Raw genomic sequence first — 14672 nt, 5'->3', positions numbered from 1 at the left:
TCTATATTGAATCTTTAACAGTCTGACTTCCTCCTAATTCTGATTTAAGTTGCATCACGTAATCCACAACTTGCCAACGCTCTTCTTCGTTCAATTGGTTAGCATAAGACCCCATGACGTTTTTGCCATAGTGAATGGTATGGTAAATACTTCCTTCAGTCAATGCTCTTCCTGCATCGTTAAAAGCAGGAACACCAAGAATTTTCTCACGTTTAACTAAATTACCTTGTCCGTCACCATTTTTACCATGACAAACTGCGCAATAAATATCATATAACTGACCACCTCTTGGAGCGTCAAGTTGTGTAGAATCTAAAGGATTTTTTAATGTCGCTTTTGCAAGATCATAACCTTCTAACGTACCATCAATATCAAAAGGTTTGTGGCCTCTTGCTACTGAACCTTCTGCTGGTAATCTTGATACCATTCCGTCAGGTAAAAAATCTACTTCACCATAAGATTCATATCCTAATGGCTCATACATATCTGGGAAATACTGATAATTTGGCTTCGAGTTGTTTTGGCATGATGCAAAAGAGATCAAAACCACCATCAATACTACTAATTTAAGTAAGCTTTTCATTTGTATTAGTGTGCTTTATCAATTAAGGTAACTTCTACTGCTCCTGTATTTCTTAACATATCAAACTGCTCATCAACATTGTTTCCAGCAGTGATTTCCATTAAGAAATGATCATCTGTTGTTCTTACATCTGGGTTTTCAGCTTCTTTAAAAGGCCAGATTCTACTGCGTAAGTAAAATGTGATTACCATTAAATGCGCCGCGAAAAACACCGTCAACTCAAACATAATTGGAACGAATGCTGGCATGTTTTCGATATAGCTAAAACTTGGTTTTCCACCAATGTTTTGTGGCCAATCTTCAATCATGATAAAATGCATCATAGCAGAAGCAACTGCAAGACCGATACATCCGTAAATAAAAGCTGTAATTGCCAATCTCGTTGGTGCCAATCCCATTGCTTTGTCTAATCCGTGTACTGGAAAAGGGGTGTATATTTCTTCAATGTGATATCGTTCTGCCCTTACTTTCTTAACGGCAGCCATTAAGACATCATCATCTGTATAAATAGCGTGAATAACTTTTGAAGATACTTCCATACTACTATTGGTTGTTAATTAATGTTCTTGCTTGTTCTGCCCAATCATCACGTTCTGCTCTTCCTGGGGAAGATGCCGTAATCTCGTCTAACAAGTCATATTCTCTCTTAGTCATTTTACTTACTTGCAAGTAAGAATAGATACCGATACCGTTAAGAGTTTCCTCCATTTTTGCGTCTATTCCATTAATTTGCTGTAAGTCGTCTTTAGTTTGCGTCAACGGATCAAAAGTTCCTACACTCGCCATAAGCTTATCGATAGCTTTAGGATCATGTGGTGTAGCGGTTGATGTGTTAGCAACAACTTTATGAGTACGAGGATCAGAACCTGTACCTACCAAGCTTCCGCCTGAATCTCTAATAGACTTGTAGCTCTGACCTGATGATTTCAAAATAGTTTTGATCTCTGCTTGTGCAATTACAGGGAATGTACGTGCATATAGTAAGAACAATACAAAGAAGAATCCAATGGTTCCTATGAAAATTCCGATATCAACAAATGTTGGTTGGAACATTGTCCATGATGATGGTAAATAATCTCTGTGTAATGAGGTTACGATAATTACGAAACGCTCAAACCACATCCCAACGTTTACCACGATAGAGATAAAGAATGAAAACATAATACTCGTTCTCAATTTCTTGAACCACATAAATTGTGGCGAGAACACGTTACACGTCATCATTAATAAATACGCCCACCAGTAAGGTCCGGTTGCTCTATTTAAGAAGGCATATTGCTCATACTCTACTCCTGAATACCATGCGATAAACAACTCAGTAATATAAGCCACACCTACGATAGAACCCGTAATCATGATAACGATGTTCATCAATTCAATATGCTGAATAGTGATATAATCTTCAAGGCTCACTACTTTTCTCATAATGATCAAAAGCGTGTTTACCATCGCGAATCCGGAGAATACCGCTCCAGCAACGAAGTATGGAGGGAAAATGGTGGTATGCCATCCTGGAATTACCGACGTTGCGAAGTCAAAGGATACAATCGTGTGTACAGAAAGTACAAGTGGTGTTGCTAAACCTGCAAGAACCAAAGATACTTCTTCAAAACGTTGCCAATCTTTCGCTCTTCCTGACCAACCGAAACTCAATAAAGAGTAGATTTTCTTTTGGAAAGGTTTCACCGCTCTATCTCTTAACATTGCAAAATCAGGTAATAAACCAGTCCACCAGAATACTAGTGATACCGATAAGTACGTAGAAATTGCAAACACGTCCCAAAGTAAAGGCGAGTTAAAGTTTACCCATAAGGAACCAAATTGATTCGGAATTGGTAATACCCAATATGCTAACCATGGACGACCCATGTGAATAAGTGGGAACAAACCGGCTTGAACAACCGCGAAAATTGTCATCGCTTCCGCAGAACGGTTAATTGCCATACGCCACTTCTGACGGAACAATAACAATACTGCTGAAATCAGGGTTCCCGCGTGACCGATACCTACCCACCAAACGAAATTGGTAATGTCCCAGGCCCAACCAATGGTTTTATTTAGACCCCAAACACCAATCCCTGTTGAGATGGTATAAATGATACAACCAATACCCCAAAGGAAGGCAAGAAGCGAGATAGAAAAAACTATCCACCACGACTTATTGGCTTTTCCTTCTACAGGCTTAGCTATATCCACGGATACGTCGTGGTATGATTTTTCACCTCTAACTAAAGGTCTTCTAATAGGTGCTTCGTAATGAGACGCCATAATGCTTTTAGAATTATTTCTTAATTAATTTTTATGCTTCGGTTGTATTTCTCACTATAGTGTGATACTGTACGTTTGGTTTTGTCCCAACGTATTCCAGTAAGTGATACATACGTTTATCTTCTTTAAGTTTCGCAACTTTACTTTCTTTATCATTGATATCTCCAAATACCATTGCTCCAGTGCCACAAGCCGCAGAACAAGCTGTTTGGAATTCGCCATCCTTAATTTCACGGCCATCGCGCTTAGCATCAAGAATTGTTTTCTGTGTTTTTTGGATACACATAGAACATTTTTCCATCACACCACGAGAACGTACAACAACATCAGGATTCAATACCATACGACCAAGATCATTGTTCATGTGGTAATCAAACTCATCATTTTTGTTATACAAGAACCAGTTGAAACGACGTACTTTATAAGGACAGTTGTTTGCACAGTAACGTGTACCAACGCAACGGTTATACGCCATATGGTTTTGACCTTGACGTCCGTGAGACGTTGCAGCCACAGGACATACAGTTTCACAAGGTGCGTGGTTACAATGCTGACACATGATAGGTTGGAAAGCAACTTGAGGATTGTCAGCCGCAATTTCCATTTCATGTAAGGTATTCTGAATACCAGTATCACCAGTTAAGCCATTTGCAGCCTCTTTCTTGTTGATATCTCCAGTAAAGGTATCTTCAGAAGAGTAGTATCTATCAATACGCAACCAGTGCATATCTCTACTACGTCTTACTTCAGATTTTCCTACAACAGGAACGTTGTTCTCAGCGTGACATGCAATAACACAAGCACCACAACCGGTACACGCGTTAAGGTCTATAGACAGGTTAAAGTGATGTCCAATAGATCTGTCAAACTCATCCCATAAATCAACATCAGGAGACGTTACAGGCGTTTCTATATGATTTAAAGATACTTTAGGAACTGCATTATAGTATTCCTTATCTTTTGTATTGAAAATTTCAAGTGTGGTTTCCTTGATGATATCACCACGACCCATTAAGGTGTTGTGCAACTGAACACATGCAAACTCATGCTCTCCAGCAACAACTTTTACAGATACGTCCTGAACGTTATTAAAGTTCGTGTAGAATGGGTAAGCGTTAACACCCGTTTGCATTTCTTCTTTAAGACCTTTTCTACGTCCGTAACCAAACGACATCCCTAAAGAACCTGTTGCTTGACCTGGTTGAATGATTGCAGGAACAGTCATTTTCTGACCATTAACCGTTAATTCTACCAAGCTACCATTAAGACCACCATTAGCAACATGCCAGTTTTTAATACCTAATTTTTTCGCATCGGTACTAGAAACAGTGACGTAGTTATCCCATGTTGTTCTTGTAATTGGATCAGGGAACTCTTGTAACCAAGGGTTATTAGCTTGTTGTCCATCTCCCATACCTGTTTTAGTATAGAGTTGTAACTCCATGCCGTTGCTTTTTGCAGCAGAAGCTAAGGCTCTCGCAGCAGCACCTCCTGAAGAAGCAGTCATGGTTTGACCAGCAACATCACCTTCCGGTGCTGATTGTGGACCAGATGCCAACATACCAGTTAAACCAGTCGCTACAAACATACCATCATGTAATGCTTGATTGAATGAAGCACCACCAAGTACACCTGTATTCCAGTTTTCTTTGATAAAATCGTAGTAAGAAAGATCGCTACCTGACCATTTTAACAACGCATCTTGAAACTGACGTGTGTTAAATAACGGACGGATGGTTGGTTGTGTTAAACCAAAATGACCTTTTTTAAGTTCTACATCACCCCAAGATTCTAAGTAGTGAGGTGCTGCAGCAATATATTGTGATTCAGAAGCTGTCTCATCCGCTTTCATTGAGAAGGTGATAGACAATTCTGTTTGTTTTAATCCTTCAGCAAATTCCTTTGCATTTGGTAAGGTGTAAAGTGGATTCACACCACTCATGATAATCGCACCAACTTTACCAGCTTTCATGTCAGCTACTAAAGCCATGACGTCCTTATCACTACCTTGTCTTGTTTTTACTGGCGTAGCAGGGTCAAAAGCTTTACTTCCTAAAGCAGCATTAATTTCTAAAGCAACTGTTTGGGCATTGACATCATTGATACCAGTAACCACTACAGCATTGCTTCCAGCTTTCTTCAATTCTGAAGCTACTTTTTGAATGCTTTCGTCAATATGAGCAGGCAAATCTGTAGAAACAGATTGTCCAGTCACATAACTATATAATTTAGCTAAGGCTTGTTTTTGTTGTGTAGGTGTAACCGGAATACGCTTATCAGCATTAGCTCCAGTTAAAGACATGTTAGATTCAACTTGAATATGTCTCGACATTTTACCGTCTTTAGGAACACGTCCTTGAGCATATCCACCTTCAAATCCACCACCTTGCCAATCTCCTAAGAAATCAGCGCCAACAGAAACGATTACAGTAGCTTTTGAAAAATCGTAATTAGCAAAAGCGCGCTCGCCGTATTTAGCTTGATACGCATCTAATGCAGAAGATTCAGATACAGCATCATAAACCACGTGGCGTACATTACCATACTTCTCTTTGAATGTAGAAATCAATTTGCTTGTTGAAGGACTTGCAAAAGTTTGTGTCAATAACACAATCTCTTTTCCGCCGTTCATCACATCTGTCAATTTCTGATTGGTTTCAGAATCGAATGTTGACCACGAAATGTCTTTACCTTCCTTTTGTGGACCTTTAACCCTTAAGTTGTCGTACAATCCTAAAACAGAAGCATGAACTCTAGCATTAACGCTACCTTGAGCAGCTGCTAAATCATTACTTTCAATCTTAATTGGACGCCCTTCGCGAGTTTTCACTAAAACACTTGCAAAATCAAAACCATCTGCAATTGTAGTAGCGTAATAATTAGCCACACCAGGTATGATTTCTTCTGGCTGCACAACGTAAGGAATCGATTTGATCACCGGTCCTTCACAAGCTGCCAAAGAAGCAGCTGCTGTACTGAAACCAACATATTTTAAGAAATCACGACGTGTTGTTGAAGACTTCTCCAAATTGGATTTGTTGCCTAAAAATTCGTCAGTTGGAATTTCTTCAACAAATTCATTTTGCCTAAGCGCCTCAACAATAGAGCTATCTGTATTTAGCTCCTCAACACTTTTCCAGTATTTCTTGTTTGATGACATATTATATAATTGAATTACTTCTTATTAAATTTTTTATCAGCGCTTCGAGAAGCTTACACCCTTTCGAAACAAACAGCGTTAAAAGTGTTTTTTAGTAGTGGCATTTACCACATTCTAAACCTCCCATTTGTGCAACGGTAAGTTTCTCAACACCATATTTTTTAGATAATTGCTCGTGAATTTTTGTGTAATATGCATTATCCTCAACCTTCACATCAGTCTCTCTATGGCAATTGATACACCAGCCCATTGTTAATGGTGCATGTTGCGACATAATTTCCATAGTTTCAACAGGACCGTGACATGTTTGACATTCAATACCACCAACAGTAACGTGTTGTGAGTGATTGAAATATGCAAAGTCAGGCAAGTTATGAATACGAATCCATTTTACTGGCTGTGGCTCTCCTGTGTACTTTTGATCAGCAGGACTCCATCCAGTTGCAGCGTAAAGCTTTTGGATTTCTTCGTTGTAATCTACACCATACTCTCTTCCTTCAGCCAATGTCTCAGGAGACACTTCAGAAATAGATTTATGACAGTTCATACAAACGTTTAATGATGGAATACCAGATTGCTTACTCACTCTAGCAGATGAGTGACAGTATTTACAATCGATACCGTTATCTCCGGCGTGGATTCTGTGTGAGTAGTGGATTGGTTGAACTGGTGCGTAACCTTGATCAACACCTACCTGCATAAAGTAACCGTAAACGAAATAACCACTAGCTAACAATAATAAAATTACAGAAACCAAAACCAAGAATTGATTTTGAACAAATGCTTTCCAGATTGAAGTACCTTTTTCCTCTTGTACAACCACACCTTTTGCTTCAGCAAAATGCGTTAATGTACGTCTCACTAAAATTAAAGCAACTGCCAATAATGCGAACAATAAAGCAAGCGCACCAAGAATCAACGTGTTTGAAGTTCCTGAATCGCCACCTGAATTAGCAGTTCCAGCTTCACCAGCTGCAGGTACTGCAGGAGCCGCTTTCTCTTCAGCAGTGTATGCCAAGATATCACTGATGTCCTGATCAGACAACTGTGGGAAGGCAGTCATTGGAAGTTTATTGTGGTCGTTATAAACTTTGTTTGCGTAGGCGTCACCCGATTTGATAAGGCCGGCACTATTGTGAATCCAAGCCGTCAACCAAGCTCTATCAAGACCTTGCTCATCAGCCAAACGCTGTTCAATGTGACGGAGCGCTGGGCCCGTACTTGGTCCATCTAATTTGTGACAAGCAGCACAATTGGAGTTGAACAATGTTTTTCCCTTGATAGGATCACCATCTTGAGCGTGAAGCGATGTTGAAAACGTAAGTAAAATAAGGAACCCTAATTGTAGAAAATTAGCAGCCAATTTACGGTGTATCACCTGTTTCATATTATTAGTCGAATTATCTTCCAAACTTTGGTATGATTTTTTCATTAAAAAGAAAAAAATACAGTTATAAAATCTCACGCAAAAGTAATACTTAAAGTCGATTATGGAAATGTTACAGAAGTGTTAATTGGTAATTTATAAAGATTCTAAATAATAAAACAACGCTTATTATAGTTAATTAAAATGACATGAGCGGATTGCAAATTTATTTTGATATTTTTGCAATTCGTAAATGGTTTCAGTACAAATCATTTCGTTTAAAAACCCAAGATTATTTATTCTTAAAGAAGAAGATTTCATGATAAAACCTATTTTAAAAACAGCCCTTATTGCCTTCACCCTATTTTCTACAACCACTGCTGTTCAGGCACAACAAGGGACCGTTTCTGTTGATCAGCCTAGAGATATTGATAAACTTTTAGAGTTTAAGAAGGATTTACGCAGCATGAACGCGTTTAGAATTCAGGTGTATAATGGCTCAAGAGGCGGTGCTGAATCTGCAAAAGCCCAAGCAGCTTCGTTGTTCCCAAATTGGAGTAATTCTATTGAATATGAACAACCTAACTACAAAATATGGGTAGGGAATTTCAGAACCAGATTGGAAGCTGACCGCGCATTGATAACAGTTAAAAAAACCTATGCCAACGCTTTTATACTCCTTCCAAAAATTAATAAGTAAGACTTTATAAATGCGTTTCAGAGCTCATTATTAGCACGCATTTTAGGATGCTGGAATAACATGACAAGGCTTCTTTGCCAAGACGCTTTATAAACGCTTTAAATTGAGGCTTACAACAGCTGTTAAGGCCTGTAAAATCATATAAAGGAGATTACTGGCACTAAATATAGACAAGTACCAAACTATTAGAAATAAAAAAAGCGACTCAATAGAGTCGCTTTTTTAGTTTTATATAATTAAAATATTATTTCAATTTCTTTTTCACTTCTACTTCGTGGAATGCTTCAATCACATCATTCTCTTTAATGTCATTGTAGTTCTTAATTTGCATACCACAATCGTAACCTTTAGAAACTTCTCTAACATCGTCTTTAAATCGTTTTAAAGAGGTAAGCTCACCTGTATAGACTACTACACCTTCTCTAATTAAACGAATGCCTGAGTTTCTGAAAATCTTACCAGAGGTAACCATACATCCTGCAATCGTTCCAATTTTAGACACTTTAAAGATTTCTCTAATTTCAGCAGTACCTGTAATTTCCTCTTTAAGCTCAGGAGACAACATGCCTTCCATCGCATCTTTAAGGTCATTAATAGCATCATAGATGATAGAGTACATTCTGATATCGATTTCTTCCTTATCTGCAATCTGACGTGCATTACCCATTGGGCGTACGTTAAATCCGATAATAATAGCATCAGAAGCCGTTGCTAACAACACATCACTTTCTGTAATGGCTCCAACACCTTTATGGATGATATTTACTTGAATTTCTTCAGTAGATAGTTTTTGGAATGAATCTGTCAATGCTTCCACTGATCCATCCACATCACCTTTAAGGATAATGTTCAACTCTTGGAAATCTCCAAGGGCGATACGACGACCAATTTCATCAAGTGTAATATGACGTTGAGTTCTTACAGATTGCTCACGTTGTAATTGTGTACGCTTAGCAGCAATTTGTTTCGCTTCACGCTCATCAGCAAAAACGTTGAATTTATCACCAGCTTGTGGCGCACCGTCCAATCCTAAGATTGATACTGGCGTAGAAGGTCCTGCACTCTTAACGTCATTTCCACGTTCATCATGCATTGCTCTTACTTTACCACTATTTTTACCAGCAAGGACATAATCTCCTACTTTCAATGTTCCGGCTTGTACTAAGATGGTTGATACATAACCTCTACCTTTATCTAAAAAGGCTTCCACAACAGTACCAACAGCATTTTTATTAGGATTTGCTTTAAGCTCTAACAATTCAGCTTCCAACAATACTTTTTCCAATAATTCTTTAACACCTTCACCTGTTTTAGCTGAAATATCATGAGATTGGATTTTTCCACCCCAGTCTTCAACCAACAAGTTCATTTGCGCTAAGCCTTCTTTTACTTTTTCAGGATTCGCACTTGGCTTATCAATTTTATTAATCGCAAACACAATTGGCACTCCTGCAGCTTGTGCATGAGCAATAGCCTCTTTAGTTTGCGGCATAATAGCATCATCCGCAGCAATTACAATAATCGCTAAATCCGTTACTTGAGCACCACGTGCACGCATTGCCGTAAAGGCCTCGTGACCAGGTGTATCTAAGAATGCCATTTTTTGGCCGTTATCCAATTGCACCCCGTAGGCTCCAATATGTTGTGTAATTCCTCCAGACTCACCTGCAATTACATTCTCTTTACGGATATAATCCAAAAGTGATGTTTTACCGTGATCTACGTGACCCATTACTGTAACAATCGGCGCACGCGGAATTAAATCTTCTGGTTTATCTTCAACAACAACAATGCTGTCTTCTAGATCTGAGGTTACAAACTCTACGTCGTAACCAAACTCATCAGCAACAACTGATAATGTTTCAGCATCCAAACGTTGGTTCATCGTCACCATCATTCCTAAGGACATACATGCCGATATAATTTGCGTCACCGGAACATCCATCATTGTAGCCACCTCGCTTGCCGTAACAAACTCAGTTACTTTCAACACTTTGCTTTCCGCTTCTTGCTGCTCGATATCTCTTTCCGTTTGTGAACGGTGTTGATCTCTCTTATCTCTTCTGTATTTAGCGCCTTTACCTTTGTTGGATTTCCCTTGAAGTTTTTCAAGAGTCTCACGAACTTGCTTTTGAACATCAGCTTCGCTAGGCTCCTCTTTTACAGTACTAGTTCTATTTCCTGCTTTACCTTTGTAGTTAGGACTTGTACCTCTATTGGCACCAAATGCTGGTTTCTCACCTGGAGCAGCTGGACCTTTACTGATACGACGTCTCTTTTTCTTATTGGCGTCAGCGGCAGCACCTACTGGCTTGCGCTCTTCTTTTTTCTTCTTCGGTTTGTTAAACTGGGAAAGATCTATCTTTTCACCGGCAATTTTAGGGCCAGTTAATTTTTGATATTGCGTTTTGATTTGCTCATCACCAAACTCAGGAGTTTTAGGTGTTTGTGCAACTTCAGGACCTTTTGCTGCTTCAGTAGTTTTTGGAGCTTCTGTCTTTTGGACTGGTTCCGCTTTCTTAACTTCCTCCTTAGGAGCTTCCGCTTTTTTAGGTTCAGCCTTAACTTCTTCCTTCGCTTCTACTTTTGGAGTTTCTTTTGCTACTGGTGTCGCTTTTTCTGAAGGCTCAGCTGGCTTTGGAGCTTCAACCGGCGTATCAACCTTAGGCTCTTCAGCTTTAGGTTTCTCTACCTTAGGCTCTTCTGCCTTAGGCGCTTCAGTTTTTTCAACTTTTTCAGACTTCTTAGGCTCTAAATCAATTTTACCAACTTGTTTAGGTCCACTTAAAGAAGCTCTTGCTTTTACAACTTGCTGTTTGCTAGCCTCTTCCTTCTTCTGTTTTTCTTCAATCTCCTTTTCGCGCTGCAGACGTAGTTCTTCCTTCTCTTTCAACTTCGCCTCACTAACCTCCTGAGAGGCCATTTTCTTATTGGCATCGGTTTGAAATTCATTGGAAAGAATGGTATGAACATCCTCTGATATTTTCGTATTGGGACTCTTTTCCACAGCAATGCCCTTTGATTCTAAAAAATCAACTGCACGGTCAATGGAAATATTGAGTTCTCTTAATACTTTATTTAATCTAATTGTATCAGCCATAAATTGCTTCTAATATAACTTAATATGTGCTATTCTTCAAATTCTTCTTTAAGAATTCTGATAACATCTAAAATTGTTTCTTCTTCTAGATCGGTTCTTTTAACCAAATCCTGAACATCTTGTTCTAATATACTCTTAGCAGTATCTAAACCTGCTTTGCTGAATTCTGCAATGATCCATCCTTCAATCTCATCAGTAAATTCTGATAACTCAACATCTTCTTCAGCACCTTCTCTAAAGACATCGATTTCATATCCTGTTAACTGTCCAGCCAAACGGATATTGTGTCCACCTCTACCAATTGCTTTACTTACTTCTTCTGGTTTAAGAAGTACTTCAGCACGTTTCGTTTCTTCATTGATTTTTACAGAGGTCACCCTTGCTGGACTTAAAGCCCTGGTGATGAACAACTGAATATTGGTAGTGTAGTTAATCACGTCAATGTTCTCATTGCCCAATTCTCTAACAATCCCGTGGATTCTAGATCCTTTCATACCCACACAAGCTCCAACAGGATCAATTCTATCATCATAAGAATCTACCGCTACTTTTGCTTTTTCGCCTGGCATTCTAACCACACGTTTTACAGTAATCAATCCGTCGAAAACCTCAGGGATTTCCTGTTCGAACAATTTCTCCAAGAATACCGGAGCTGTTCTAGACATAATGATGGTTGGCTTATTTCCTTTAAGCTCAACACTTTCTATAATACCTTTCACGTTTTCTCCTTTACGGAAGAAATCAGAAGGGATTTGTTTTTCTTTTGGAAGGATGATTTCGTTACCCTCGTCATCCAATAAGATAATAGCTCTGTGACGGATATGGTGTACCTCAGCGGTATAAATCTCGCCAACTAAATCTTTAAAGTGCTTGTAGATATTCGTATTATCATGCTCATGGATTTTAGAAATCAAGTTTTGACGTAATGCCAAAATTGAACGTCTTCCTAAATCGATAAGTTTTACTGCTTCTGCAACATCTTCACCCACCTCAAAATCTGGTTCTATTTTGCGTGCTTCAGATAATTCAATCTCCTGATTTGGCTCTTCAACCTCACCATCAGCTACAACAACTCTATTTCTCCAAATTTCTAAATCTCCTTTATCAGGATTTATAATGATATCAAAGTTATCGTCATCTCCGTATTTCTTCTTCAATGCATTCCTCAAAACATCTTCTAAAATCGCCATTAAGGTTACACGATCGATTAATTTATCGTCCTTAAATTCTGAAAAAGAATCAATTAACGCAATATTCTCCATAACTGTATCGAATTAAAATTTTATTACCACTTTAGCTTCTAAAATATCATCATATGTAATTTTAGCCTGCTTGATTACCACTACTTTACCTTTACCAACTGGTTTAGGTTCTTTTGTTTTCCATTCCAAGGTTATTCCTGCGTCATCAACATCGATTAATTTTCCTTCAAATTTCGAATTCGATTTTGCTTTTACTTCCAAGGTTCTACCAACATTCTTTCTATACTGCCTCATGTTGATTAATGGCGAAGTCGCTCCGGCAGAGGCAACATCCAAAGAAAAATCTTCATTTTCCCTGTCCAAACTATGCTCAATAGCGCGACTCATAAATATACAATCCTCTACAGTCACACCGTTATCCCCATCAATAACCACGCTGATTTTGTTATCAGCCCCCATCTTTAAATCGATCAAAAAAAGATCCGATCTTTCCTCTAATGCGTTATCAATTAGATCTTTAACTATGTTCTCACTTAGCATATAGTTAGTATAAAAAGAGGGGACTTCCTTGTCCCCTCGTGTTTTCTTTTACCATTCAGCGGTGCAAATATACGATTTTTTTATTGACTTATCCAAAGGATATAAAGTCGAATTTTATTATTAAATTTAGGATTCACTAAGCAGCTTCCTCGTCATGAAAAAAATTCTTGTACCCACCGACTTCTCAGAACAAGCAGAAAATGCTCTAAAAGTAGCTGCACAATTGGCTAAAAAACATGGTTCTGAAATTTATTTATTGCACCTGCTAGAACTACCACTACAAGAAGTTGATATGATGAACACGGGCAGCCCTTTACCGGAAGCTATGTTTTTCATGAAATTGGCGCAACAAAAGTTTGAAGACCTTATGGCCAGAGACTATCTTGAAGGCATTAGAGTTCACGACATTGTTAAAAACTACCCTTCCTTCAGTAGCGTTATTGATACCTGTCATGAATATAATGTCGACCTCATTGTTATGGGATCACACGGCGCCACAGGCCTAAAGGAAATGTTTATAGGCTCTAACACTGAAAAGGTGGTCCGCACATCAGATATTCCGGTGTTGGTGATTAAAAATGAACATGCCAAATTTACTGTTGACCGTTTTGTTTTTGCATCAGACTTCAATAAAGACAACGCCGCCACATTTAAACAAGCTGGAGATATCGCGAAACTTTTTGATGCGCAAATGTATTTGGTAATGGTAAATACCGCCAATAACTTTACCTCGACTTCCGAAGCGAAGAAACGGATCCAAAACTTTATTAAAGATTCTGATTTTAAGAATTATACCACGCACATCTATAATGATGAAAGTGTTGAAACAGGGATTTTAAATTTCTCCAAAGAAATTGATGCCGATTTAATTGGAATAAGCACGCATGGCCGACAAGGGATTGCGCATTTCTTTAACGGCAGTATTAGCGAAGATTTAGTGAACCATTCAAAACGACCGGTGATTACGTTTAAAATATAGGAATAGACCGCTGCGCTGTTGTTAAAAAGACCGCTGCGCTGTTGAAATAGACCGCTGCGCTGTTAGAATAGAGAATAGAGACCGCTTCGCTGTTAGACTTGTATTTGCTTCATTTTGAAATTTGAGTCTAATTTGAAATTATATTGAGACAAAAGAATCATACATCGAGAACCAAGATTTGAAAACAAACCCGAATAAGTCTCTTCTCTCTGCTCTCTTTTCTATTCTCTTGAAAAATAGACCGCTTCGCTGCTAGAACAAAGAACAAAGACCGCTTCGCTGTTAGACTTGTATTTGCTGCGATTTAAGATAGGACAAAAGAATTATAAATCAGGAACAAAGACTTGAGCACAAGTCTCTTCTCTCTACTCTCTATTCTTGTAAAATAGACCGCTTTGCTGTTAGAATAGAGAATAGAGACCGCTTCGCTGTTAGACTTGTATTTGCTTCGATTTAAGATAATAAATAAGGAACAAAGACTTGAGCATAAGCCTCTTCTCTCTTCTCTCTTCTCTCTATTCTATTTTCTAAAAACCATAAAAACAAAAAATCCCGACATATTGCTATATCGGGATTTCAATTCTTGTTGGCCTACTAGGGCTCGAACCTAGACTCTTCTGGACCAAAACCAGACGTGTTGCCAGTTACACCATAGGCCAATCTCTAATTGAGGATGCAAATTTACTACAAAGTTTTATTTGCGCAAATATTTTCATAGAAAAAACACAAATAAAAAACACCTTTTTTCCAATCCCCTTCTTTATCAGCGTCAAA

At 38.5% G+C, this 14672-nt stretch carries 10 protein-coding genes and 1 tRNA gene; 2 read left to right on the top strand and 9 right to left on the bottom strand.

Translation table 11 applies throughout. The features are described from left to right. Position 1: 1 nt before the first annotated feature. The 5 genes from Q0947_RS12105 to Q0947_RS12085 form a co-directional block, all read right to left on the bottom strand. Positions 2–583, bottom strand: a complete 582-nt coding sequence (locus Q0947_RS12105; protein WP_299397749.1) for a cytochrome c — start codon at positions 581–583, stop codon at positions 2–4. A 5-nt stretch (positions 584–588) separates the two neighbouring features. Further along, on the bottom strand, positions 589–1122 hold the full coding sequence (locus Q0947_RS12100) for a DUF3341 domain-containing protein (RefSeq protein ID WP_299397747.1): 534 nt from the start codon (positions 1120–1122) through the stop codon (positions 589–591). A gap of 4 nt (positions 1123–1126) precedes the next feature. Beyond that, positions 1127–2851, bottom strand: coding sequence for an NrfD/PsrC family molybdoenzyme membrane anchor subunit (gene nrfD / locus Q0947_RS12095; protein ID WP_299397744.1), 1725 nt, complete (start codon positions 2849–2851; stop codon positions 1127–1129). Between the two features lie 31 nt (positions 2852–2882). Continuing rightward, entirely contained in the window at positions 2883–6011 is a 3129-nt protein-coding gene (locus Q0947_RS12090) for a TAT-variant-translocated molybdopterin oxidoreductase (RefSeq protein ID WP_299397741.1), read from the bottom strand. Between the two features lie 91 nt (positions 6012–6102). Further along, on the bottom strand, positions 6103–7398 hold the full coding sequence (locus Q0947_RS12085) for a c-type cytochrome (protein ID WP_299397738.1): 1296 nt from the start codon (positions 7396–7398) through the stop codon (positions 6103–6105). 232 nt (positions 7399–7630) lie between these two features. Here Q0947_RS12085 and Q0947_RS12080 point away from each other — a divergent pair, with 232 nt between their 5' ends. Then, entirely contained in the window at positions 7631–8077 is a 447-nt protein-coding gene (locus tag Q0947_RS12080; protein WP_299397735.1) for an SPOR domain-containing protein, read from the top strand. Between the two features lie 244 nt (positions 8078–8321). Here the strand turns inward: Q0947_RS12080 and infB are convergent, their stop codons facing one another. The 3 genes from infB to rimP are packed head-to-tail and all read right to left on the bottom strand — an operon-like array spanning position 8322 to position 12919. After that, positions 8322–11177, bottom strand: a complete 2856-nt coding sequence (infB, locus tag Q0947_RS12075) for a translation initiation factor IF-2 (RefSeq protein ID WP_299397732.1) — start codon at positions 11175–11177, stop codon at positions 8322–8324. A 29-nt stretch (positions 11178–11206) separates the two neighbouring features. Beyond that, on the bottom strand, positions 11207–12439 hold the full coding sequence (gene nusA, locus Q0947_RS12070) for a transcription termination factor NusA (protein WP_299397729.1): 1233 nt from the start codon (positions 12437–12439) through the stop codon (positions 11207–11209). 12 nt (positions 12440–12451) lie between these two features. After that, on the bottom strand, positions 12452–12919 hold the full coding sequence (gene rimP / locus Q0947_RS12065; protein WP_299397726.1) for a ribosome assembly cofactor RimP: 468 nt from the start codon (positions 12917–12919) through the stop codon (positions 12452–12454). Between the two features lie 154 nt (positions 12920–13073). On the opposite strand from rimP, the gene Q0947_RS12060 reads away from it, so the two are divergent. Further along, positions 13074–13898 (top strand): universal stress protein, encoded by an 825-nt coding sequence (locus tag Q0947_RS12060; RefSeq protein WP_299397723.1) that lies wholly within the window; start codon positions 13074–13076, stop codon positions 13896–13898. A 586-nt stretch (positions 13899–14484) separates the two neighbouring features. On the opposite strand, the gene Q0947_RS12055 is transcribed toward Q0947_RS12060, so the two are convergent. After that, positions 14485–14557, bottom strand: a tRNA-Gln gene (locus Q0947_RS12055). Positions 14558–14672 lie beyond the last annotated feature (115 nt).

It is taken from the genome of uncultured Gelidibacter sp. (genome assembly GCF_947500795.1).
GTDB lineage: Bacteria > Bacteroidota > Bacteroidia > Flavobacteriales > Flavobacteriaceae > Gelidibacter.
This window is presented reverse-complemented; position numbering and strand designations above follow the sequence as displayed.

Excerpts from the sequence above, each read along its gene's own strand:
- Q0947_RS12105 (WP_299397749.1), bottom strand. The coding sequence starts at position 583 with ATGAAAAGCTTACTTAAATTAGTAGTATTGATGGTGGTTTTGATCTCT.
- Q0947_RS12100 (WP_299397747.1), bottom strand. The coding sequence starts at position 1,122 with ATGGAAGTATCTTCAAAAGTTATTCACGCTATTTATACAGATGATGAT.
- nrfD (WP_299397744.1), bottom strand. The coding sequence starts at position 2,851 with ATGGCGTCTCATTACGAAGCACCTATTAGAAGACCTTTAGTTAGAGGT.
- Q0947_RS12090 (WP_299397741.1), bottom strand. The coding sequence starts at position 6,011 with ATGTCATCAAACAAGAAATACTGGAAAAGTGTTGAGGAGCTAAATACA.
- Q0947_RS12085 (WP_299397738.1), bottom strand. The coding sequence starts at position 7,398 with ATGAAACAGGTGATACACCGTAAATTGGCTGCTAATTTTCTACAATTA.
- Q0947_RS12080 (WP_299397735.1), top strand. The coding sequence starts at position 7,631 with ATGGTTTCAGTACAAATCATTTCGTTTAAAAACCCAAGATTATTTATT.
- infB (WP_299397732.1), bottom strand. The coding sequence starts at position 11,177 with ATGGCTGATACAATTAGATTAAATAAAGTATTAAGAGAACTCAATATT.
- nusA (WP_299397729.1), bottom strand. The coding sequence starts at position 12,439 with ATGGAGAATATTGCGTTAATTGATTCTTTTTCAGAATTTAAGGACGAT.
- rimP (WP_299397726.1), bottom strand. The coding sequence starts at position 12,919 with ATGCTAAGTGAGAACATAGTTAAAGATCTAATTGATAACGCATTAGAG.
- Q0947_RS12060 (WP_299397723.1), top strand. The coding sequence starts at position 13,074 with ATGAAAAAAATTCTTGTACCCACCGACTTCTCAGAACAAGCAGAAAAT.